Below are 20473 nucleotides of genomic sequence, written 5' to 3' on the forward strand. Positions count from 1 at the left end.
GGGGGGTACGGCTTGGGGACACGGGTCCTTGGGGACACGGGTGATTGGGGACACGGGGCCGGGGGTCAGTACGCGGCCAGAGCGCGGACGGTCGCCACGACCTTGTCGACGGTGGGGATCACCTGCTGCTCCAGCGCGTCGGCGAACGGCAGCGGGACGCACTCCCCCGCCACCCGCCGCACCGGCGCGTCCAGCAGGCCGAACCCCTCGTCGGCGACGACCGAGACGAGCGTGCCGCCCCAGCCGCCCTGGTACGGGTTCTCCTCGACGGTGACGAGCCGCGAGGTCCGGGCGAGTGAGGCGAGTACGGTGCTCACATCCAGGGGCACCAGACAGCGCAGGTCCACGACCTCCGCCTCGATGCCCTCCCCGGACAGGATTCCGGCGGCCCGCAACGCGACCGGCACCATCGAGGCGAGGGCGACGAGCGTGACGTCGCCGCCTTCACGGACCACGGCGGCGCGGCCCAGCTCGACGACGTGGTCCGGCGGCGGGGGCGCACCCTTGGACGCCAGGAGCCCCTTGTGCTCGAAGAAGACCACGGGGTCGTCGCTGCGCACGGCGGCCGCCATCATGCCGACCACGTCGGCGGGCGTGGACGGTGCGGCGATCTTCAGGCCGGGTATCGTGAACGCCCAGTTCTCCGTGGCCTGCGAGTGCTGGGCGCCGAAGCCGAGTCCGCCGCCGTTCGCGGTGCGCACCACGAGGGGCACGGTGACCTGACCACCCGTCATGTAGCGCACTTTGGGGATCTCGTTGGCGAGATAGTCCCAGCAGCAGGCGAGGAAGTCGGAGAACATGATCTCGGCCACGGGGCGCATCCCGGTCATCGCGGCCCCCATCGCGGCGCCCACGATGGCCTGTTCGGAGATGGGCGTGTCCCACACCCGCTCGGGCCCGAACTCGTCTCGCAGTCCGACCGTCGTCTTGAACACCCCGCCCGCGGCTCCGATGTCCTCGCCGAGGCACACGACCGCCGGATCGCGCCGCATCTCGCGCGCGATGCCCTCGGCGACCGCCTCCCGGTAGGTGATGTGCCGCCGGGCGACCGGCCGAGCGTCGATCACGTCCGCCATGCCGCGCCTCCGTCCGCCCATACATCGGTCAGTGCCTCGCGCGGATCGGGACCGGGCGCTGCCTTCGCGGCGTCGACGGCCCGCTGTACGACGTCACGTGCGCGCTCGTCCGCGTCGGCGAGCGTCTCCGCGGGCACCCTCAGGTCGGTGAGCCGCCCGCGTGCGATGTCCAGCGGGTCGTGCCCCAGCCACTTTTCGACCTCCTCGGGCGGCCGGTACGTCGCGGGGTCGGCCCGGCTGTGCCCGAAGTGGCGGTAGGTCTCGGCTTCCAGCAGAGCGGGTCCGTCTCCTGTCCGGGCCCGCTCCGCCAGCCGGGAGCGTGCCGTTCTGGTAGCTTTTTTCCTGCCTCGTAAGGGGTCGGTTCGGGCTGGACCGCAGCCCTCGGGTTGGAAGCACCCCTCCTTCCGGTGGGGAGCGGAGTCACGTACAGGTTGTTCTCGCATGTGAGAACCCGCAGCTGACGCGCTGCGGCCGGATTGAGTGCCTGTAGATGTGCCGAGATTTCGTCGTGTCGGCGCTCAAGAAGCCACCGTGACGTGGTGGGTGTGGGTAAGCCCACCAACCACGTCACGGTGGCTTCCTCCGTTGATGGGCTGGTGACCGGTGGCCCTGCTCATGAGTTCGGCCAGGCACTCCTCCGGCGTCGCGCCGCGGGCGAGGGCGTGGTGGTGGCCCCGGTAGGTGGCGAACACGTAGTCGTCGGCGCGCAGGGCCGCGCTCGCCCCGACCGCGATCGCCTCGTGCCCGGCGGCCAGGTGCGTGGTGCCCTTCACCAGTCCGGACAGGAACAGGTCGTGGGCAGCCTTCTCCGTACGCCGCACGAGGACCATCTGCTCGTACAGCGCGAGGAGTTCCGCTGTCTGTTCCCGTTCCTGCACTCGCATCAGTTACTCCCGTTCGCACGGGTGTTGAGGTGGGACTGGGCCTCTCGGCGAGTGTTGAGCTCGCCGCCGACCGTCCAGTACTTGCGGCCCGCGACCAGGAGTTCCTCCGCCGGGAACCTGGTGATGACCTCGCAGCCGTCGGCGGTGACGACGACTTCCTCCTCGATGCGCGCGGCCGACCAGCCGTCGGCGGCGGGCCAGTACGTCTCCAGCGCGAACACCATGCCCTCTTCGAGGACTTCGGGGTGGTCCAGGGAGACGAGACGGCTGAAGACGGGCTTCTCCCAGATCGACAGGCCCACCCCGTGGCCGTACTGGAGGGCGAAGGCGGCCGTCTCGTCGGGGAACCCGAACTCCTCGGCGCGCGGCCACACCTGGACGATGTCGGCGGTGGTGGCGCCCGGCCGCACCAGGGCGATGGCCTGGTCCATGTACTCACGGCAGCGGACGTACGCGTCCCGCTGTGCGGTGGAGGCGCTGCCGACGGCGAACGTGCGGTAGTAGCAGGTGCGGTAGCCGAGGTGGCTGTGCAGGATGTCGAAGAAGGCGGGGTCGCCGGGGCGGATCAGGCGGTCGCTGTAGACGTGCGGGTGCGGTGAACAGCGTTCCCCGGAGATCGCGTTGACGCCCTCGACGTACTCGCTGCCCAGGTCGTACAGGACCTTGCTGACGAGCCCGACGCACTCGTTCTCGCGGACGCCGGGCCGCAGGAAGCCGTACAACTCGTCATACGCGGCGTCGACCATCGCGCAGGCCTGGGTGAGCAGGGAGATCTCGTCGCGGGTCTTGGTGCGGCGGGCGGCGAGGAAGACCTGCTGGCCGTCGACGACGTCGATGCCCTCGGCGCGCAGTGCCATGAGGATCGGCATCTCGACGAGGTCGACGCCCAACGGCTCGTCCGCCAGGCCGTGCTCGCGCAGCTCGGCGGCGATCTTGGCGGCGACGTCCTCGGCGATGCCGTACAGCTCCATTGAACAGGAGGGCACAACGGGGGACCCACCATATGGTCTGCGTCGCCGCCCCTGGACTCCCCCCTCCCCCTGGAACCATGGACGTCAGCAGTTGCGCGGGGTCACCAGGCCGGACTCGTAGGCGAAAACCACGAGTTGAGCGCGGTCACGGGCCCGGAGCTTGGTCATGGCCCGGTTGATGTGGGTCTTCGCGGTCATCGGGCTGATGACCATGCGGTCGGCGATCTGGTCGTTGGACAGGCCCTGCCCGACCAGGGCGACGGCCTCGCGTTCGCGGTTGGTGAGTTCGTCCAGTCCTGTGTCGGTGCGGGTGTTGAGCGGCTGGGTGACGTACCTGTCGATCAGCTTGCGGGTGATCGACGGTGCGAGCAGGGCGTCGCCGCGCGCGGCGACACGTACGGCGTGAAGAAGGTCTTCCGGCACGATGTCCTTGACGAGGAATCCGGCGGCTCCGGCCCGCAGCGCGTTGAACACGTACTCGTCGAAGCCGTAGTTGGTCAGGATGACGACGCGCACCCCGGCCAGGGCCGGGTCCGCGGCGATGCACCGGGTGGCCTCGATGCCGTCGACGACCGGCATCTGGATGTCGATGAGCGCGATGTCGGGCAGGTGTTCCCTGGCCAGTGCCAGGCCCTCCCTCCCGTCGGCGGCCTCGGCCACCACCTCGATGTCGTCTTCGAGGTCGAGGAGCGCGCGGAATCCGCTGCGCAGGAGCGGCTGGTCGTCGACCAGCAGGACACGGATCACAGCGTCCGGTCCACGGGGAGTTCGGCCTGGACGGTGAAGCCGCCCTCGCCGCGCGGTTCGGCGCGCAGTCGGCCGCCGAGGGCGGTGACTCGTTCGCGCATGCCGAGCAGTCCGACGCCGGGCGTCGGGGCGGTGTCCGGCGTCGCCCTGCCGTCGTCGTCGACGCGTATCGCGAGGGCGTCCGGGCGGCAGTCGACGCGGACCGACGCCGTGGCGGCGTCCGCGTGACGGGCGATGTTGGTGAGCGACTCCTGAACGATCCGGTAGACCGTGCGGTCCACCGCGGCAGGCACGCGATGTCGTTGTCCCTCGATCGTCAGCGTCGCGTCCAGCCCGATGGCGCGGGCCCGTTCCACCAGTTCCGGAAGGTGGTCGAGCCCGCGCGGCGGGGTCGTGTCGTCGTCGCGCAGCGCCTCCAGGGTCGCGCGCAACTCGCGGGTGGCCTCACGTCCGGCCTCCTGGATCGCCAGCAGGGCCTCCGGCACCGGTTCACCACGCCTGCGGGCGACGTGGACGGCTACTTCGGACTGCACCTTGATGATCGAGATCTGGTGCGTCAGCGAATCGTGCAACTCCCGCGCGATACGCAGCCGCTCCTCGTCGGCGCGGCGCCGCGCGGTCTCCTCCCGGGTGCGCTCGGCTTCGTCCGCCCGCCGCTCGGCCTGCCGCAGCGCCTCGCCCGCGGCACCGGCGGCGATCAGCCAGGCCAGTTCGAGTGCGCCTCGGGCCCGCGCGAACGCCTCGCTCGTGTCGTGCAGGCCCGAGGCCAGGGCCGCGACAGGGAGAACGACCAGCATGGTCACGCTCGCCACCACCGTGGCGGTGCGGTGTCCCGCCCGTACCGCCGCGTACACCGCGAACAGGTAGGCGACGACAGGCACGTCGAAGCCGGCTGCCTGGTAACCCACCGCGCACAGCCCGGTGACGGCCAGGACCGGAACCGGAGCCCGGCGGCGCGCGGCCAGCCCCAGTCCACCGACCGTCAACAGCGCGTAGCCGAGCAGATCGAGGCTCGTGGCGGAGTGCTCCCCGGACAGCCCGGTGACCAGCAGGATCGCCGCCACACCGACGGCGATCGCCCAGTCCACGACATCGATCCGCCCCCTGTCCATGCGCGCACCCTAGCCGGATGCCGGCGTGGGCGGATCCCGCGCGCGGATGAGCGGCCGACTACCGCACGCGCGGTAGCTTCGCGGCTCCTGCGGCGTCCGCAGCAGCCGGATGCGGCAACGGCGGCAGCGCGAATTGACCGCGCCCGCCGGACGACCGGCGGTGGGTCCGGGGGACACCATCAGGCGACGTCCAGTGGGACATCCAGCCGGACATCCAGTTGGACACCCAGTTGGACATCCAGTGGGGCATCCAGTCGTGGGAGAAGGAAGAAGGAGCACCTCATGTCTGTCGCATCCGTGCTTGCCGCACCGGCGGTCGCGTACGTCTCGGCCCAGCCGGCCGCCGCCAGTGTGTACGCCATGAGCTCGGGCCGGGTCGGGGCCGCCGTGGCCGCGCTGGCGGGGTTGGCCGGCCTGGTCGTCGGTGGGCTGGTCCTGGCCCGCTCCGCCGGCCGTATCGGCATCGGCTCCGAGCGGAACGGGGCCATCATGGCCCTGGTGGCGGGGCTGGTCGGCCTGGCCCTCGGTGGGCTGGTCGCGGCCACCGCCGACGGCGGTGTCGGCACCGGCAACGGGCTGGGCGGGGCCATCGTGGCCCTGGTGGTGGGGCTGATCGCCATGGTCCTCGGCGGGCTCGCGCTGGCCCGCTCCCGCCGCACCGGCTGAACGGACCGGACGCGATGCGCACAAAGGGACGACCTCGTCGAACCCGCGTCGAACAGCGGTAGCACAGCCGGTGCGAGTCATGTGTGACGTGGAGCGCTGTGCGCGAAAAGCGGGACCCGGTGAAAGTACGATCATTCAATGTCTGACATGACCGAAACCACGCCGGGTTGGCTCAGCCCCGACGATCTCGAACAGGCACGCGCCCAGATGCCGATCCTGTACGTCGAGGCCGTGCCCGTACGAGTCGACGACAGCGGCGAAGTCACCAGCATCGGACTGCTGCTCCGCATCGGGCCGGACGGGACGGTCAGCCGTACCCTCGTCTCGGGCCGGGTGCTGCACCACGAGCGGGTCCGTGACGCCCTGCTGCGCCATCTGGAGAAGGACCTCGGCCCGGTGGCCCTGCCCCTGGTCCCGGCCTCCCTCCAGCCCTTCACCGTCGCCGAGTACTTCCCGACGCAGGGGATCACCCCTTTCCACGATCCCCGTCAGCACGCCGTGGCCCTCGCCTACATCGTGCCGGTGACCGGCGACTGCCGCCCCCGCCAGGACGCCCTCGACCTGGTCTGGTTCAGCCCTCAGGAGGCCGCGGACCCCTTGGTCCAGAACGAGATGCCGGGCGGCCAGGGAGTCCTCCTCAAGCAGGCCCTCGCCCATGTGGGCTGCCTGTCCTGAACCGGCCCCGACCCCGGCCCCGCACCCGTACTGCGAGGGCGGCGACAGCGGACCCGCACCGCCGCCCTCGACAGTGACCAGGACGCAGCGACGGACACGGTATGGCCGACGCCGCTCTTTACACCCGGAAGCACCGGTTCGCACCCTGAAGCGCAGGCCTTTCGTCCGTCCCCCCGGTACCGGGAGTCGTGTCCCTCGGCAGAAGGAGCGTCCATGAGCAGCGCGGGACTTGAAGGACGCGGTGTCGTCGTCACCGGAGCGGCGTCCGGCATCGGCCGGGCGACTGCCCTGAGGTTCGCCGAGGAGGGGGCGAAGGTCCTCGTCGCGGACCTGAACCGTGAGGGCGCCGAGGCGGCCGTCGAGGACATCGAGAAGTCCGGGGGCGTCGCCCTCGCCGTCGTCGGCGAACTGAGCGACCAGGCGGTGGTGGACACGGTCGTCGGGCGGGCCGTCGGGGCCCTGGGCGGAGTGGACGTCCTGGTGAACAACGCCGGGATCATGGACCGTATGTCCACCCTCGGCGAGACCGACGACGCCGAGTGGGAGCGCGTCCTACGCGTCAACCTGACCGCGCCCTTCCTCCTCACCCGCGCGGTCCTGCCGCACATGCTGGCCGCTGGCGGCGGCTCCATCGTGTTCACCGCCTCGGAGGCCGGTCTGCGCGGCGGTGCCGCCGGAGCCGCGTACACCGCCTCCAAGCACGGCGTCGTCGGCCTGGTGAAGAGTCTCGCCGTCATGTACCGCGAGCAGGGCATACGGGCCAACGCCGTCGCCCCCGGCGGCACCGCGACCAACATCGTCGACGGACTGGACCTGGCGACCCGGGGTGCGGCCACACTCCGCCCCTACCAGGCCCACGCCGGCCGTTTCGCCGATCCCGAGGAGCAGGCCGCCGCCATCGTCTTCCTCGCCTCCCCGGCCGCGAGCAACATCAGCGGCGCAGTCCTGCCCGTCGACAACGGCTGGTCCGCCGTCTGATCTGCCGTCTGGTCTGCTCTCCGACCCGCCTCTGCGGCCCCCACCTCGGCCCGCCCCGGAGGTGACCCCTCAGGTGACGGGCGCGGCAGCGGGCCGCGGTCCCTCCGGATACCGGAGCGGTACGACCCCGACACAGCGGCCGTCGTGGTCGAGCAGGCGCCCCATGTGCTTGACGGTGCGCAGCACCACCGAGCGGTCGGCGACGGTGAGGCGCGGCAGCTTGCGTGACAGATGGGCCTCAAAGGCGTGCACGTCCCGCAGGTCGCGCAGCCAGACGTCGATGACCAGGTTGTGCGGGCCCGCCGTGATCGCGCACGAGCGGACCTCACGGACCCCGGACAGCACCCGGCTCGTCTCCTCCACGTACTGACCCGGTACGGAGGCGAAGTACACGGCGGACAGGGGCCAGCCCGAGAGCGGGCGGGCCAGGTCGCAGCGCAGGACGAGCCGGGACGCGAGCATCGACTGCAGTCGGCGGCGCACCGTGGTCAGGCTCGCTCCGGTCGCCGCCGACAGGTCGCGCAGCGACATGCGCCCGTCCATGCTCAGCAGTGCCAGCAGGTGCGCGTCCAGGGTGTCCCCGCGGGCCTCGGCCGCGGGTGGGGGCTCGTGGGCCGGGGGGACCGCCGCCTCGATCGTCGCGCTCTGGGCGTCGTCCAGGCTGCGCAGCCGCCATCGGCTGCCCTCGGTCGGGACGCCGGTCGACACGTGCGTACGCGTCGCCCGTACCCCCGGGGTCCGCTGGAACAGCAGCGTGGAGAAGCGGGCCAACTCGTCCAGACTGCGGGCCTGCACGGCGGCGACCAGGTCCCGGCCGCCCGCCGTGAGCTTGATGTTCGCCACTGACGGGTTCGCCGCGAGGGCGCCGGCCACGTCCTCGGCGACGCCGGGCTCGGTGTCCACCTCGACCACCCCGGTCACCACGATCCGTGTGTTGGACAGCCGGGGGTAGGCGGTCACCCACGCCAGGCCCGCCTCCTGAAGCCGGTGCCAACGGCGCGCGGCGGTCACCGGGTTGACGCCCAGCACCTCGCCCACGAGCGTCCACGGGGCGCGGGGGTGGATCTGCAGGGCGTGGACGATCCCCCGGTCGAGTTCGTCGAGCTCCATGGCGGCTTCGTCGGCGGCTGAGGCCGTGATCCGGCCGCCGGCGGCACATTCCTGCACTCCCATGGTTGGCGCTTCTCTGCGCACGTGGAGGGAATCCGGCGAGAAAGCTGCACTGTCACACCAGGTTTTCTTCCGCATTCCACACTCCCTTCCTCTGATGCCGACACCGAGTTTTCCGACACGGAGGAGTGACCGCACCCCTATGACCCCCAAAACCCCCATGGCCACGCATGTCACGACGCAGGAGGCCCCCCGGACCGCTCTGCGGGTCCGCAACGCCCGGCTCATCGACGGCACGGGCGCGGGCCCCGTCGACGACGCTGTCGTCACGATCGATGCCCAGGGAACCATCACCTACGCCGGTCCCGCCGCCACGGCGCCCGCGGCGGACGAGGACGCGGCCGGCACCCGCGTCGTCGACGCCGGCGGTCGCACCGTCCTGCCCGGTTTCTTCGACTGCCATGTCCACCTCGCCTACGCGCAGGGTTCGCCGCCGAGCCGCCGTGCGGAGCTCGACCCCGTCCTGGTCACTCTGGACACGGTCGCCCGGCTGCGCCAGACCCTGGACGCGGGCATCACCACCGCCCGTGACCTGGGCGGTCTGTCGGCGGGCTTCCGTACGGCCGTCGAGAGCGGCCGGGTCGTGGGGCCGAGGCTGCACACGGCCGTGCGGATCATCAGTCACACCGGCGGGCACGCGGACGTCCGTCTGCCCGACGGCACCGATCTGAGCGCCGGGATGTCGGAGATCGCCGACAGCACCGACGCGGCCCGGCTGGCCGTGCGCCGGGTGCTGCGCGACGGCGCCGACCTGGTGAAGGTCTGCGCCACCGGTGGCATGGGCAGTCCCTACGACGATCCCGACGACGAGGGCCTGTTGGAGGAGGAGATCCGGGCCGTCGTCGACGAGGCCGGCCGCCACGGCGGCAAGCCGGTCGCCGCCCACGCACAGGGCAACGCCGGCATCCTCACCGCCCTGCGCGCCGGCGTCACCAGCATCGAGCACGGCTACGGGCTCGACGAGCGGGCCCTGGACATGGCGGGTGAGCAGGGCACCTTCGTCGTGCCGACGCTGTCCACCGTGTACGCGGGCATCAACAAGGACACGATGCCGGACTACCACTACCAGAAGAAGACCCGCTGGTCCGGTGTCACGAAGGAGAACATCGGCCGGGCCATCGAGTACGGTGCCCGGATCGCGCTCGGCACCGACGCCGCCGTCGGCCCGCACGGCGTGAACCTGATGGAACTCAGCTATCTCGTCGACCTCGGCATGGACCCCATGGCCGCCATCGTCGCCGGCACCCGCACCTCCGCCGAGCTCCTCGGTGTCGCCGACCGGCTGGGCACCCTCGCCGCCGGCCGCACCGGAGACCTCGTCATCTGCGACGGCGATCCGCTCACGGACATCGGCGTCCTCGGCGATCCCGCCAACATCGTCTGCGTCATCCAGGACGGCGTCGTCCGGAAGGACCTTCTGCTCCCAGCGGCACCGACCGGAAGGCAGCCCTGATGTCCTCAACCACCGACCTCCCAGCACCCGGCAGACAGTCCCCCGGCTCCGAACGGCCGACCGGCATCGACCGCGTGCTCGCTGCGATCGAGCGGTTGGGCAACGCGCTGCCCAACCCGATCATCCTGTTCACCGGCCTGTTCGTGATCCTGGCCGTCATCTCCACCGCGCTCGCGCTGGCCGACGTGACCGTCACCGTCCCCGGCACCGACGAGACGAAGGCCGTCACCGGGCTGTTCACCGGCGAGGGCATGCGCTGGCTGACCGAGAACCTGGTCACCAACTTCGCCACGTTCCCGCCCATCGCCGCCGTACTGCTCATGATCATGGCGGTGGGCGTCGCGGAGAAGGCCGGGCTCCTGGAGACCGTCATGCGGGCCACTCTGGCCCGTGCGCCGCGCGCGGTGCTGCCGTACCTGGTGGCGCTGATCGCCTGCCAGGCGCACATGATCAGCGACGTCGCCGCGATCGTGCTGCCGCCGCTGGCCGCCGTGGTCTTCAAGAGCGCCGGACGGCACCCCGTGGCCGGGCTGATCGGCGGTTTCGCGTGCGTCGGCGCGGGCTATGCGGCAGGGTTCACCATCGGTTCGCTGGACGCCCTGTACATCGGCATCACCCAGCAGGCGGCCGCGGTCCTCCCTGCCGCCCAGGGCCTCGATCTGCACCTGCTCGTCAACTACTACTTCACCGCGGCCAGCAGCCTCGTCCTCGGCCTGCTCGGCGGCTTCCTCATCAGCCGCGTCCTCGAACCGCGCCTCGGCACATACGACCCGTCCACGGCCGCCGAGGACGAGTCCGAGCAGCAGGACCTCACCCTCACCCCGGTCCAGCGCCGCGGGCTGCTGCTCACCGCCCTTGTCGTCGTCCTCTACGCGGGCGCGGTCCTGTCCCTGTGGCTGCCCGAGGGCGCCCCGCTGCGCGGCGAGGGCGGGGCGCTCGTGCCCTCGCCGCTGCTCACCGGCATCGTCCCGGTGCTGTTCGGCGCGTTCCTGCTGGCGGGGCTCACCTACGGCTTCACGGTGAAGGCGCTGTCCGGCTCGGAGGGCGTGGTCACGGCCATGTCCGACTCCGTGCGGAACATGGCCGGCTACATCGTCCTCATGTTCGTCGCCGCCCAGGTCATCGCCCTGTTCAACTGGTCCAACGTCGGCATCCTGCTCGCCGTGAAGGCCGCGGCGGGCCTCGACTCCATCGGTCTGACCGGTTTCTGGGCGCTGGTGGCGTTCGTCCTCCTGGCGGCCTGTCTGAACCTGTTCATCGTGTCCGGGTCCGCGCTGTGGTCGCTGGTCGGGCCCGTGTTCGTCCCGGCGTTCATGCTCCTCGGTATGAGCCCGGCCCTCAGCCAGGCCGCCTTCCGCATCGGCGACTCGGCCACCGGCATCATCACGCCGATGAACCCGTACGTCTTCCTGCTCCTGGCGCTGCTGCGCCGCTACGAGCCGGATGCACGGCTGGGCACGCTCATCGCCCGGCTGTCGATCTTCACGGTGCCGTTCCTGGTGGTGTGGCTGGCGATCCTGGGGATCTTCTACGGGTTCGATCTGCCGCTCGGGCCCGGTGCGCATATCGGCCTGAAGTGACGGAACCTGATGTGACGGGAGGTCCGCCCAGGCCCGGTTCAGGCCTGGGCGGACCATTCCAGCACGACCTCGGCGAACTCCCCGGGCAGCTGCTCGGGGACGGGCACGTGACCGCCGGACAGGACGCGGGTCTCGCAGCCGAGAGCCGCGGCGAACCTCTCCAGGGCGGGCAGGGAGTAGTGGTCGCCGGGGGCGCAGACGGCGAGGGTGCGGGCGGTGATACCGGGCAGCCGCTGGTCCATCGCGTACTGCCGCACTGCCACATGGCCCTCCTCCACCCGGTCCAGGACGGTCAGCGCGTCGACCATGAACCGGGTGAGGGCGGCCTCCTCCCCGCTCGCGTAGAACTCGCGGCGCCGGTTCCACAGCTGAAGCAGGTGCGAGCCGTCCGGCTTGGGGTCGACGTGGTCGATCTGCTTGCGCTCCGCCGCCGTGCGCCGCTTCTCCTCGTCGATGAAGGGTGTGGCGGAGAGCAGGAGGCTCGCCACCCGGTCCCCCAGCCGCGCGGCGAGTTCGACGGCGATCACGCCGCCCGTGTGGTGGCCGACGAGGTGGAAGCGTTCCAGTCCGAGTACGTCGGCCAGGGCCTCGGCGGCGTCGGCGAAGCGCTCGATCGAGTGGGGCCCCTCGGGCTTCGCGGAGGCGCCGAAGCCCAGGGTGTCCATGGCGATGGCGCGGCGTGCGGTGCCGACGCGCGGCAGCACGTGGAGGTACTCGGTCCACGAGCGTGGGGTCTGGTGGAGCATGAGCACGGGCTCCTCGCCCGTACCGCCGCATTCCGCGTAGTGCAACTGCCCGAAGGGGCTGGGGACATAGCCCTTGCGCACGGTGTCCGTCATCGGTAATCCGCTTTCGCTTCAGTGGTCCGGGACAACGCCGGCAGCACGGAGGTGCCGACGGCCTCGATCAGGTCGCTGGGAGGGTCGTAGGAGCCGACGTGCTGGAGGAACACTCCGGTGACACCGGTGGTGTGCAGGGCGCGCAGGCGTTCGGTGATCTGCTCGGCGGTGCCGAACAGGCAGAACTCCTCGGCGAACCGAACGGCCGCCTCGTCGCTGATCCATGCCGAGCAGATGTCGACAGCGGCGTCCCAGTCCTCCGCGTGCACGAGGTCCGGGTAGACCCCGCCGATCGTGGCGGGCACCTGGACGTCGATTCCGGCGAGGGCGAGGAAGGTCGCACCGCCGTTCTGGGCGATCGACGCGCAGATGGGCTTGATCCGGCGGGCCTCGGCCTCGATGTCGTCGGTCACCGCGCAGTACGCGGAGACCGTCAGGGGGATGGTGTCGGCGTTCCGGCCCGCCGCCTCGGCGCCCTCGCGCACCCGCGCGGTCGCTCCTTCCAGGGTCCTCGGTGAGACCCCGCTGAGGAGGATCACACCGTCGGCGACCTCTCCGGCGAGCCGCAGGTTCCTCGGCCCGCTCGCGGCGAGGTGCAGTGGAACCTCGGGGCGTGGGTCACGCAGCCGCGAGCGAACCGTGCTGCTCCCGGAGACCTCGAAGTCCCACTCTCGGCCGTCGAGCAGGGCGCGCAGCATGCCGAGCCCCTCGCGCATCGCCGCCGAGGTGGTCTGGCGCAGGCCGATCGGTCCGACGGAGCTGTTGCCCACGCCGAGGCCGAGAGTGAAACGGCCGGGGGCGAGTTCCGCGACACTGCGGGCGGCCGAGGCGACGACGGCCGGGTGCCGGGTCGCCAGGTTGGTGACCGCGGTGCCGAGACCGATCCGCTCGGTGCCCAGGGCGGCGGCGGTCAGGGTGGTGAACACGTCCCGCCACAGCAGTTGGGAGTCGGGGAACCAGACGTCGTCGAAGCCGAGCCGCTCCGCTCGCCGTACGGTCTCGACCACACGGTCCGCGCGGTCGCAGGGCGGGACCCGGACGCCGACGCGGAGGGGGATGCCCGGCGCCGTCATGCCCGCCCCTCCCCCACCAGGTCGAGGGCGATGTCGGTGATCATGTCCTCCTGGCCGCCGACCATGCCGCGCCGGCCCACCTCGACGAGGATGGTGCGGGTGTCGAGGCCGTAGCGGGCGGCGGCGGTCTCGGCGTGGCGCAGGAAGCTGGAGTACACGCCCGCGTAGCCGAGGGTGAGGGTCTCGCGGTCGACGCGGACGGGGCGGTCCTGGAGGGGGCGTACGAGGTCGTCGGCGGCGTCCATGAGCGGGAACAGGTCGCAGCCGTGCTCCCAGCCCATCAGGTCGGCGACCGCGACGAACGCCTCCAGCGGGCAGTTCCCGGCGCCCGCGCCCTGACCGGCCAGCGAGGCGTCGACACGGGTGACGCCCTCCTCGACGGCGACGACGCTGTTGGCCACGCCGAGGCCGAGGTTGTGGTGGGCGTGGATGCCCAGCTCCGTGTCCGGGGACAGGACGTCGCGGTAGGCGCGGAAGCGGTCGCGTACGCCGTCCATGGTGAGCCGGCCGCCGGAGTCGGTGACGTACACGCAGTGGGCGCCGTAGGACTCCATCAGGTGGGCCTGGCGAGCCAGTTCGGCGGGTTCGGCCAGGTGGGACATCATCAGGAACCCGGCGACGTCCATGCCCAACTCCCGGGCGGCGGCGATGTGCTGGGCGGCGATGTCGGCCTCGGTGCAGTGGGTGGCTATGCGTACCGAGCGGATGCCGAGGGTGTGGGCCTGCTTGAGGTCGTGCAGGGTGCCGATGCCGGGCAGCAGCAGGGTGGTGGGGGTGGCCTGGTGCACGGCGTCGGTGACGGCCTCGATCCACTCCCAGTCGGTGTGGGCGCCGACGCCGTAGGTGATGCTGGAGCCGGACAGGCCGTCGCCATGGGCGATCTCGATGGCACGGACCCCGGCGGTGTCGAGTGCGGCGGCGATGGTGCGGGCCTGCTCGACGGTGTAACGGTGCCGGATGGCGTGCATGCCGTCGCGCAGGGTGACGTCCTGGACGTACAAGCCGGTCACTTGGCGGCCTCCGTGGTGTGGTGGGCGGCCAGGCGTTCCGCGGTGCGCAGCGCGGCCGAGGTCATGATGTCGAGGTTTCCGGCGTAGGCGGGGAGGTAGTGGGCGGCGCCCTCGACCTCCAGGAACACCGACACCCTCAACGCGTCGGTGCCGACGGTGGCGGCGGGGCCCAGTGCGCGCAGCGGGTCGTCGGCGGCGATCCGGTCGAACTGCACCCGCTGCTTGAGCCGGTAGCCGGGCACGTATGCCTGGACCCGGCCGACCATGGTCTCGACGGAGGCGGTCACGGCCTCCTCGTCGCACTCCGAGACCAGGCAGTGCACGGTGTCCCGCATGATCAGCGGGGGCTCGGCCGGGTTGAGGACAATGATCGCCTTGCCCCGGGCGGCACCGCCGACCTGCTCGATGGCGCGGGCGGTGGTCTCGGTGAACTCGTCGATGTTCGCCCGGGTGCCGGGTCCGGCGGAGCGCGAGGCGATGGAGGCGACGATCTCGCCGTAGTGCACCGGGGTCACCGCCGAGACGGCCGCGACGATCGGGATGGTGGCCTGCCCGCCGCAGGTGACCATGTTGACGTTCGGGGCGTCCAGGTGGGCGTCGCCGTTGACCGGGGGGATGACATAGGGGCCGATGGCGGCCGGTGTCAGGTCGACGAGGGTGCGGCCCAGCGGGCGCAGTACCTCCTCGTGGTGACGGTGCGCGCCCGCCGAGGTCGCGTCGAAGACGATGCCGACGTCGGCGAACTCGTCCAGCTCGACGAGCCCTTCGACGCCCTTGTGGGTGGTGGCGACCTTCAGGCGCCGTGCGCGCGCCAGGCCGTCGGAGTGCGGGTCGATCCCGGCCATCGCCGCCATCTCCAGGCTCTCCGACAGCCGCAGCACCTTGATCATGAGGTCGGTGCCGATGTTGCCCGAGCCGATGACGGCCACCTTGGTGCGGGTACTCACAGTCCCTCTCCTTCCGCTGCGAACTCGACCGCGAACTCGACTGCCACCCGGCCGAGTTGACTGATCCGTGCCTCGAACCGGTCGCCGGGGGCGGCAACCGCCATGGGCCCGAGCGCTCCCGTGAGCACCACGTCTCCGGCCCGCAGGGGATCGCCCCTGCCGGCCAGCGTGGAGGCGAGCCAGGCCGCGGCGCCCAGCGGGCTGCCGAGGCAGTCGGCGCCGGTGCCCTCGGACACGACCTCGCCGCCCCGGGTCATCGTCATCCGGACACCGCGCAGGTCCAGGCCCGACAGGGGCACGGGTGTGCCGCCGAGCACGAAGAGTCCGCTGGAGGCGTTGTCGGCGACGGTGTCGACGAGGCGGATGTCCCAGCCCTCGATCCGGCTGTCCACGATCTCCAGCGCGGGCAGCGCGAAGTCGACCGCCCGCAGGATGTCGGCCACTGTGCACTCGGCGTGCGGCAGATCGGCGCCTATGACCAGCGCGACCTCCGCCTCCACCTTGGGCTGGAGCAGCCGTCCGGCGGCCACCACGCCTGACTCCGGGACCGCCATGTCGGCGAAGAGCGCCCCGAAGTCGGGCTGGTCCACGCCGAGTTGCCGCTGCACGGCGGGGGAGGTGAGCCCGATCTTGCGGCCGACGATCCGCCGTCCGGCCGCGAGCCCTCGCTCGACGTTCACCCGCTGCACCGCGTACGCGGTGTCGATGTCGCCCTCGGGGAGCAGGGAGCGTACGGGAGGGCAGGTCCTGCCCGTGCGGGCGGCTTCGGACAGGGTGTCGGCCGCCTTGACCACGTCGGGAGCGGCCTTGAGTACCTCGCGGGCCGTCATGCGCCCACCTTCGCGATCAGCGGGGAGTCGGCGTCGACGCGGCCGACTCCGCTCGCGCCGCCCGGTGTCCCGAGCGGCTCGCTCCGGCCGGGCAGCACCACTTCGAAGAACTGCTTGTTGTCCTCGCGGTGTCCGGGGTCCGCCTTCCGGTCGACCGTGATGGCCTGCTCGGGGCAGGCGATCTCGCAGGCGCCGCAGTCGATGCACTCGGTGGGGTTGATGTAGAGCTTGCGGGCACCTTCGTAGATGCAGTCGACCGGGCACTCCTCGACACAGGACCGGTCCATGATGTCGACGCAGGCCGACCCGATGACGTAGGCCATCTCAGTTCTCCTTCTCGGTGGAGTGCCCGGGGAACAGTTGGGCCTCCGGGTCGATGACGGTGGCGGCGTTGTTGACCGCGGTGGCGACCTCGCCGAAGCCGACGGAGATGAGGCGCACCTTGCCCGGGTAGTCGGTGATGTCGCCCGCGGCGTAGACGCGGGGGATGTTGGTGGCCATCCGGGTGTCGACGGCGATACGGCGTGCCCTCAGCGTCAGGCCCCAGTGCTGGAGCGGGCCGAGGTCGGCCTTGAAGCCGAGGGCCGCGACGACGGTCTGTGCGGCCAGCAGGCGGGTGGTCCGGTCGAGCCGGTGCCGGATCTCCACGTGTTCCACATGCGAGGTGCCGTGCAGGACGCTCACTTCGGAGTCGGTGAGGATCTCGATGCCGAGGTCTCGGGCCTTCTCCACGGTGGCGCGGTGGGCGCGGAAGCGGTCGGTGCGGTGCACGAGCGTGACGGACCGGGCCACGGGGGCGAGGGTCACCGCCCAGTCGAAGGCGCTGTCGCCGCCGCCGACGATCACGACGTCCCGGTCGGTGTGGTCGGCGGGCTGCGCCACGAAGTAGATCTGGCCGCGGCCGAGGAAGGCCTCGCCCGCCGGCAGTGGCCGGGGGGTGAACGTGCCCACTCCCCCGGTGATCACCACGGCCCCGGCGTGGACCTCGGTCCCCTGGTCGCTGCGGACGACGGGCAGGCCGTCGGCGTCGTGGGACAGTTCGGCCGCGCGCTGGCCGAGGAGGTGGACCGGCCCGTACGGTTCGGCCTGCGCGACCAGGTTGTCCACCAGGTCACGGCCGCGCACCGAGGGGAACCCGGCGATGTCGAAGATGGGTTTCTCGGGGTACATCGCGCTGATCTGGCCGCCGCACTGGGGCAGTACGTCCATGACCGCGACCCGAAGCCCGCGGAAGCCCGCGTAGTAGGTGCCGTAGAGGCCCGCGGGCCCGGCGCCGATGATCAGGACGTCGGTCTCGATCCGGTGCGACGACTCGTCCTTGGTCACCGGCATGTCGGAAAGAACGCTCATGCTCCGGAGGCTAGGGAGGGCCTCGGTACCGCCCAATGAGTTCGTTCCGGTGAGCAGGACGCTCTGCTTATGCCCGGCGGGCCGGCACTGGGAGGGTCGGCGGGCCGGCACCCCCCGCTCACCATTCCCCGCCCTGGGAGGATGAAGATGCACACAAACGACAGGTCCCGCCTCGGGACCAGGGGTCTCGCTCTCACCGCCACCTGCACGGCACTGGTCCTCACCACGGCCTGTACGGCCGGCAGCACCGACTCGACGGGGGTGTCGTCCGCCGGGCAGCCGACCGTCCGGCTCGCCCTCGGGGTGGACGCCTCCTACGCGCCCTTCTATCTCGCCGTGGAGCGCGGCATGTTCAAGAAGGCGGGCGTCAACGTCGAACTCGTGAAGACCGAGGGCGGCCCCGCGGCCTCCCAGGCGGTCACCGCGGGCACGGCACAGATAGCGGCCAACGCCGACTCCACCGCGCTGCCGCTGATGGTCGCCAATCCCGGTCTGCGGACCCTGGGCGTCTTCCAGTCCTCCGACCGCTACCTCAAGGTCGTCCTGCGCGACGGCATCGACTCACCGAAGCAGATCAGGACGATGGCGTCGATCGGCGGCCTCGGCCTCTACGCGACGCACCAGTACCTGAAGCACAACGACATCGACCCGAAGTCCGTGAAGATCCTGGAGAGTTCGCCGCCGGAGATCCCGGGCATGCTGGAGCAGGGTTCGATCGACGCCTACGTCCTCTTCGAGCCGTGGGCGGCCCGGGGTGACACGGCGGGCGGCCACATCGCGGGGCGCATCGGTGACTTCGGCGTGAAGTACGTGCAGTGGCTGCTGGCCGACCAGAGCTGGCTGAAGGACAACGAAGACCTCGCCGGCAAGGTCTTCAAGGTGGTCGCCGAGGCGGACAAGCTCGTCACCGACGATCCCGCCGCCGCGGCGAAGGCCTCCGAACAGCAGGTCAAACTGCCCGCGGACCAGACGGCGAAGGTGCTGCCGGAGATCACCTTCGCCGCCCGCGGCATCGACGACACGGATGTCACCGAGTCCGAGAAGATCGCCGGCTTCCTGGTCGAGCAGAAGCTGATCAAGAAGTCGCCGGAGCTGGGGACGACCCTGCTGAAGGGCTGGTACGAGCAGCACGCCAGGTGAGTCCGACGTGCCCGGTGACGCAGGGGGCGCCGTCGTCCTTGTGGACGGCGACGTCCAGCGTCACCCGGGTGCCCTCGTCGCAGGGCTCGACCGTGCGCACCGTCGCGGACCAGGTGAGCCGCTCACCGGCCACGGCGGTGGCCCGGTTGCGCCAGCTCACCGACTCCAGGGCGGCGCCGGGCCCGGCCCACTCCAGCGCGTACCGGCTGAGGGTCTCGCCGTGCAGCGTGGACTGCACCACCGCGTCCGGGAAGCCCTCCAGGGCCGCGTACTCGGCGTCGTAGTGAATGCGGTGGGAGTTCCAGGACACGGCGCTGAACCGGAAGAGCTGCACCCTGCTGTGGGAGTAGGTGCGCGGCGCGCACAGCTGCCCTGCGACGGGGGTGACCGTCGTCATGCGGCGGTCACCCCCGTCGGCTCGTCCGTCGCCGCGTCCGGGACTCCGTCCAGGACGACGATCGTCTCGTCCACCGCCATCAGTTCGGCTCCGTCCTGCGAGGTGAAGCGCGTGGTGACGCCGAGCAGCACGAACTCGCCCGACCGGCCGTGCCGGTGGTCGGCCGAGACGAGCGACCGGGCCGCCGTGACCCGCATCCCCGAGACCGGGGACCGGACCGGCCGGACCGACTGTCCTCCGTGCACCTGCCGCACCGGCAGGCCATCGGTACAGGGCGACTCGCGTGCGGCCAGCCCGTCCGGGCGTAGTTCGTTTTCCGCCGGGCCGTCCTCCCAGCTCAGCGTCCCGGCGAGGAACAGGGCTGGAGCGACGACGGGTTCCCCGGCTGCCTCCTGCGCGCGGGCTGTGCGGATGTAGTCGAGGTCGTTGAGGGCTGCTGCGTAGCGGCAGAATTCCTTCACTGCCAGGACGCCGCAGTCCTCGCTCTCCCACTGCCCGATCAGTTTCCGGGCCCGGGTGAGCACCTCCTGAAGGACCGCGCTCACCGCAGCGACCGGCTGATCCCGAGGGCGGCGGCGCGCAGCGCGCCGGCGTGCCCGGTGGGATCCATGCGGTAGGTGGGTGCCGTGATGGAGAGCGCGCCGACGAGTGTGGACCTGCTGCCGAAGACCGGCACGGCCATGCTCGTGTACCCGAGGCGGATCTCCTCGGCCTCGGTCGCGATTCCCTCCGACCTGATCCGTTCCAGCTGGGCCCGCAGTCGGCCCGGTGAGGTGACCGTGTGCCGGGTGAACGGCCTCAGACCGTTCCTGACCACGTCGACGAAGAGCGTGCTCGGGGAGAAGGCGAGGATCGCCTTGCCGGTGGCCGTGCAGTACAGCGGCAGCCTGCCCGCCACCCGGGACTCCTCGTTCAGCCCGCGGTGGGGGAAGATCTTCTCCAGGTACACCACGTCCAGGCTGTCGTGGATGGCGAAGTGGATGGTCTCCTGGGTGGCGAGCAGGAGGTCCTCCATGTACGGCTGGGCCACCTCGCGCAGGATGCGCTGCCGGTGGACCCGCTGGCCCATCTCGAACAGGCGCAGCCCGAGCCGGTAGTCACAGCCCGACCGCTCCAGCAGCCCCCACACCACCAGTTCCTGCGCAAGCCGGTGCACGGTGGCCTTGGCGACCCCGGTGCGGCGCACCAGCTCGGCGAGGGAGAGAGCGTCGTCCTCGGGAGCGAACGCCTCCAGAATGGGTCTGACCTTGCCGAGAACCGAGTTCATCGGGTCGGGGTACGCGGCGGGAGGGGCCGAGCGCGGAATCGATGCCGGAGCCGGACGCGATACCGGCTCCGGACGCGGTACCGGGGCCGCGGCCGCGCGTGGGCTCTGGGCCGGCGCGGAACCCCGGTCCTGTGCCGGGACGCCGGACACGATGCAGGGGACGGAGTCGTCGGGTGGGTCGGGTACGAGGGGTGGAACGTCGGCGCGGCCAACCGAGGTGACGCTCATGTGCAGAACCTCCCGATCAATCCGTTGCCTTCCTCAGAACGCGGTCTGTGGCTGGATCCGGCCCTCCACGGAACCATGCA

General features: G+C 71.3%; 22 protein-coding genes and 1 pseudogene. 6 read left to right on the forward strand and 17 right to left on the reverse strand.

All coding sequences use genetic code 11. The features are described 5' to 3' along the window. Positions 1-65 precede the first annotated feature (65 nt). From FPZ41_RS04850 to FPZ41_RS04875, 6 genes and pseudogenes are all read right to left on the reverse strand, one after another. Positions 66-1076 (reverse strand): alpha-ketoacid dehydrogenase subunit beta, encoded by a 1011-nt coding sequence (locus tag FPZ41_RS04850; protein ID WP_152859468.1) that lies wholly within the window; start codon positions 1074-1076, stop codon positions 66-68. Continuing rightward, on the reverse strand, positions 1064-1519 hold the full coding sequence (locus tag FPZ41_RS04855) for a thiamine pyrophosphate-dependent enzyme (protein ID WP_228022466.1): 456 nt from the start codon (positions 1517-1519) through the stop codon (positions 1064-1066). The genes FPZ41_RS04850 and FPZ41_RS04855 overlap by 13 nt, the downstream gene beginning before the upstream one ends. A 75-nt stretch (positions 1520-1594) precedes the next feature. Then, positions 1595-1960: a thiamine pyrophosphate-dependent enzyme gene (locus tag FPZ41_RS04860; RefSeq protein WP_228022467.1), complete on the reverse strand. Its 366-nt coding sequence runs from the start codon at positions 1958-1960 to the stop codon at positions 1595-1597. Then, positions 1960-2922, reverse strand: a pseudogene (locus tag FPZ41_RS04865) (M24 family metallopeptidase); the annotation flags it as partial. The pseudogene FPZ41_RS04865 and the gene FPZ41_RS04860, both read right to left, overlap by 1 nt. Before the next feature lie 93 nt (positions 2923-3015). After that, on the reverse strand, positions 3016-3678 hold the full coding sequence (locus FPZ41_RS04870; protein WP_322619831.1) for a response regulator transcription factor: 663 nt from the start codon (positions 3676-3678) through the stop codon (positions 3016-3018). Further along, the gene (locus FPZ41_RS04875) at positions 3675-4790 is read right to left on the reverse strand and encodes a sensor histidine kinase (protein WP_152859470.1); all 1116 of its coding nucleotides are present in this window, start codon (positions 4788-4790) and stop codon (positions 3675-3677) included. The genes FPZ41_RS04870 and FPZ41_RS04875 overlap by 4 nt, the downstream gene beginning before the upstream one ends. A gap of 282 nt (positions 4791-5072) precedes the next feature. Between FPZ41_RS04875 and FPZ41_RS04880 the strand changes: the two genes are divergently transcribed. The 3 genes from FPZ41_RS04880 to FPZ41_RS04890 all read left to right on the forward strand — a co-directional run bounded on the left by FPZ41_RS04880 (position 5073) and on the right by FPZ41_RS04890 (position 7109). Continuing rightward, positions 5073-5456, forward strand: coding sequence for a DUF6223 family protein (locus FPZ41_RS04880; RefSeq protein ID WP_152859472.1), 384 nt, complete (start codon positions 5073-5075; stop codon positions 5454-5456). Positions 5457-5603: 147 nt separating this feature from the next. Continuing rightward, positions 5604-6131 carry an NUDIX hydrolase family protein gene (locus FPZ41_RS04885; protein WP_131558844.1) on the forward strand — a complete coding sequence of 176 codons (528 nt, stop codon included), beginning with the start codon at positions 5604-5606 and terminating at the stop codon, positions 6129-6131. A gap of 213 nt (positions 6132-6344) precedes the next feature. Further along, the gene (locus tag FPZ41_RS04890; RefSeq protein ID WP_152859474.1) at positions 6345-7109 is read left to right on the forward strand and encodes an SDR family NAD(P)-dependent oxidoreductase; all 765 of its coding nucleotides are present in this window, start codon (positions 6345-6347) and stop codon (positions 7107-7109) included. A gap of 69 nt (positions 7110-7178) precedes the next feature. Here FPZ41_RS04890 and FPZ41_RS04895 read toward each other — a convergent pair whose 3' ends face one another. Next, the gene (locus tag FPZ41_RS04895) at positions 7179-8282 is read right to left on the reverse strand and encodes an Lrp/AsnC family transcriptional regulator (protein WP_152859476.1); all 1104 of its coding nucleotides are present in this window, start codon (positions 8280-8282) and stop codon (positions 7179-7181) included. A gap of 139 nt (positions 8283-8421) precedes the next feature. Between FPZ41_RS04895 and FPZ41_RS04900 the strand changes: the two genes are divergently transcribed. Together FPZ41_RS04900 and FPZ41_RS04905 are read left to right on the forward strand one after the other, a co-directional pair. Beyond that, the gene (locus FPZ41_RS04900) at positions 8422-9732 is read left to right on the forward strand and encodes a metal-dependent hydrolase family protein (RefSeq protein WP_228022468.1); all 1311 of its coding nucleotides are present in this window, start codon (positions 8422-8424) and stop codon (positions 9730-9732) included. Then, positions 9732-11312, forward strand: coding sequence for an AbgT family transporter (locus FPZ41_RS04905; RefSeq protein ID WP_152859478.1), 1581 nt, complete (start codon positions 9732-9734; stop codon positions 11310-11312). The genes FPZ41_RS04900 and FPZ41_RS04905 overlap by 1 nt, the downstream gene beginning before the upstream one ends. A gap of 38 nt (positions 11313-11350) precedes the next feature. Here the strand turns inward: FPZ41_RS04905 and FPZ41_RS04910 are convergent, their stop codons facing one another. From FPZ41_RS04910 to FPZ41_RS04940, 7 genes are read right to left on the reverse strand one after another with little or no spacing between them, the layout of a single operon-like run. Beyond that, complete coding sequence (locus FPZ41_RS04910; protein WP_152859480.1) at positions 11351-12151, reverse strand: alpha/beta fold hydrolase; 801 nt, start codon at positions 12149-12151, stop codon at positions 11351-11353. Further along, positions 12148-13224, reverse strand: a complete 1077-nt coding sequence (locus FPZ41_RS04915; protein WP_152859483.1) for an LLM class flavin-dependent oxidoreductase — start codon at positions 13222-13224, stop codon at positions 12148-12150. Before FPZ41_RS04915 ends, FPZ41_RS04910 begins: the two co-directional genes overlap by 4 nt. Then, positions 13221-14234, reverse strand: a complete 1014-nt coding sequence (gene dmpG, locus FPZ41_RS04920) for a 4-hydroxy-2-oxovalerate aldolase (RefSeq protein ID WP_322619832.1) — start codon at positions 14232-14234, stop codon at positions 13221-13223. Before dmpG ends, FPZ41_RS04915 begins: the two co-directional genes overlap by 4 nt. Continuing rightward, complete coding sequence (locus tag FPZ41_RS04925) at positions 14231-15181, reverse strand: acetaldehyde dehydrogenase (acetylating) (protein WP_322619833.1); 951 nt, start codon at positions 15179-15181, stop codon at positions 14231-14233. The genes dmpG and FPZ41_RS04925 overlap by 4 nt, the downstream gene beginning before the upstream one ends. After that, the gene (gene mhpD, locus FPZ41_RS04930) at positions 15178-16011 is read right to left on the reverse strand and encodes a 2-keto-4-pentenoate hydratase (protein WP_152859485.1); all 834 of its coding nucleotides are present in this window, start codon (positions 16009-16011) and stop codon (positions 15178-15180) included. Before mhpD ends, FPZ41_RS04925 begins: the two co-directional genes overlap by 4 nt. After that, positions 16008-16334 (reverse strand): ferredoxin, encoded by a 327-nt coding sequence (fdxA, locus tag FPZ41_RS04935; protein WP_152859486.1) that lies wholly within the window; start codon positions 16332-16334, stop codon positions 16008-16010. Before fdxA ends, mhpD begins: the two co-directional genes overlap by 4 nt. Position 16335: 1 nt before the next feature. After that, positions 16336-17361 carry an NAD(P)/FAD-dependent oxidoreductase gene (locus FPZ41_RS04940; protein WP_152859488.1) on the reverse strand — a complete coding sequence of 342 codons (1026 nt, stop codon included), beginning with the start codon at positions 17359-17361 and terminating at the stop codon, positions 16336-16338. 141 nt (positions 17362-17502) lie between these two features. Between FPZ41_RS04940 and FPZ41_RS04945 the strand changes: the two genes are divergently transcribed. Beyond that, positions 17503-18501 (forward strand): ABC transporter substrate-binding protein, encoded by a 999-nt coding sequence (locus tag FPZ41_RS04945; protein ID WP_228022469.1) that lies wholly within the window; start codon positions 17503-17505, stop codon positions 18499-18501. Here FPZ41_RS04945 and FPZ41_RS04950 read toward each other — a convergent pair. Genes FPZ41_RS04950 through FPZ41_RS04960 form a run of 3 tightly spaced genes read right to left on the reverse strand, consistent with a single transcriptional unit; the run spans position 18437 to position 20165 of the window. Beyond that, positions 18437-18898, reverse strand: a complete 462-nt coding sequence (locus FPZ41_RS04950) for a hotdog family protein (RefSeq protein WP_152859492.1) — start codon at positions 18896-18898, stop codon at positions 18437-18439. The two genes, FPZ41_RS04945 and FPZ41_RS04950, sit on opposite strands and share 65 nt — an antisense overlap. Further along, positions 18895-19443 carry a hypothetical protein gene (locus FPZ41_RS04955; protein ID WP_322619834.1) on the reverse strand — a complete coding sequence of 183 codons (549 nt, stop codon included), beginning with the start codon at positions 19441-19443 and terminating at the stop codon, positions 18895-18897. Before FPZ41_RS04955 ends, FPZ41_RS04950 begins: the two co-directional genes overlap by 4 nt. Then, positions 19440-20165 carry an IclR family transcriptional regulator gene (locus FPZ41_RS04960; protein ID WP_152859494.1) on the reverse strand — a complete coding sequence of 242 codons (726 nt, stop codon included), beginning with the start codon at positions 20163-20165 and terminating at the stop codon, positions 19440-19442. The genes FPZ41_RS04955 and FPZ41_RS04960 overlap by 4 nt, the downstream gene beginning before the upstream one ends. Between the last annotated feature and the right edge of the window lie 308 nt (positions 20166-20473).

Source organism: Streptomyces acidicola, from assembly GCF_009377235.1.
In the GTDB taxonomy this organism is placed as follows: Bacteria; Actinomycetota; Actinomycetes; order Streptomycetales; family Streptomycetaceae; genus Streptomyces; species Streptomyces acidicola.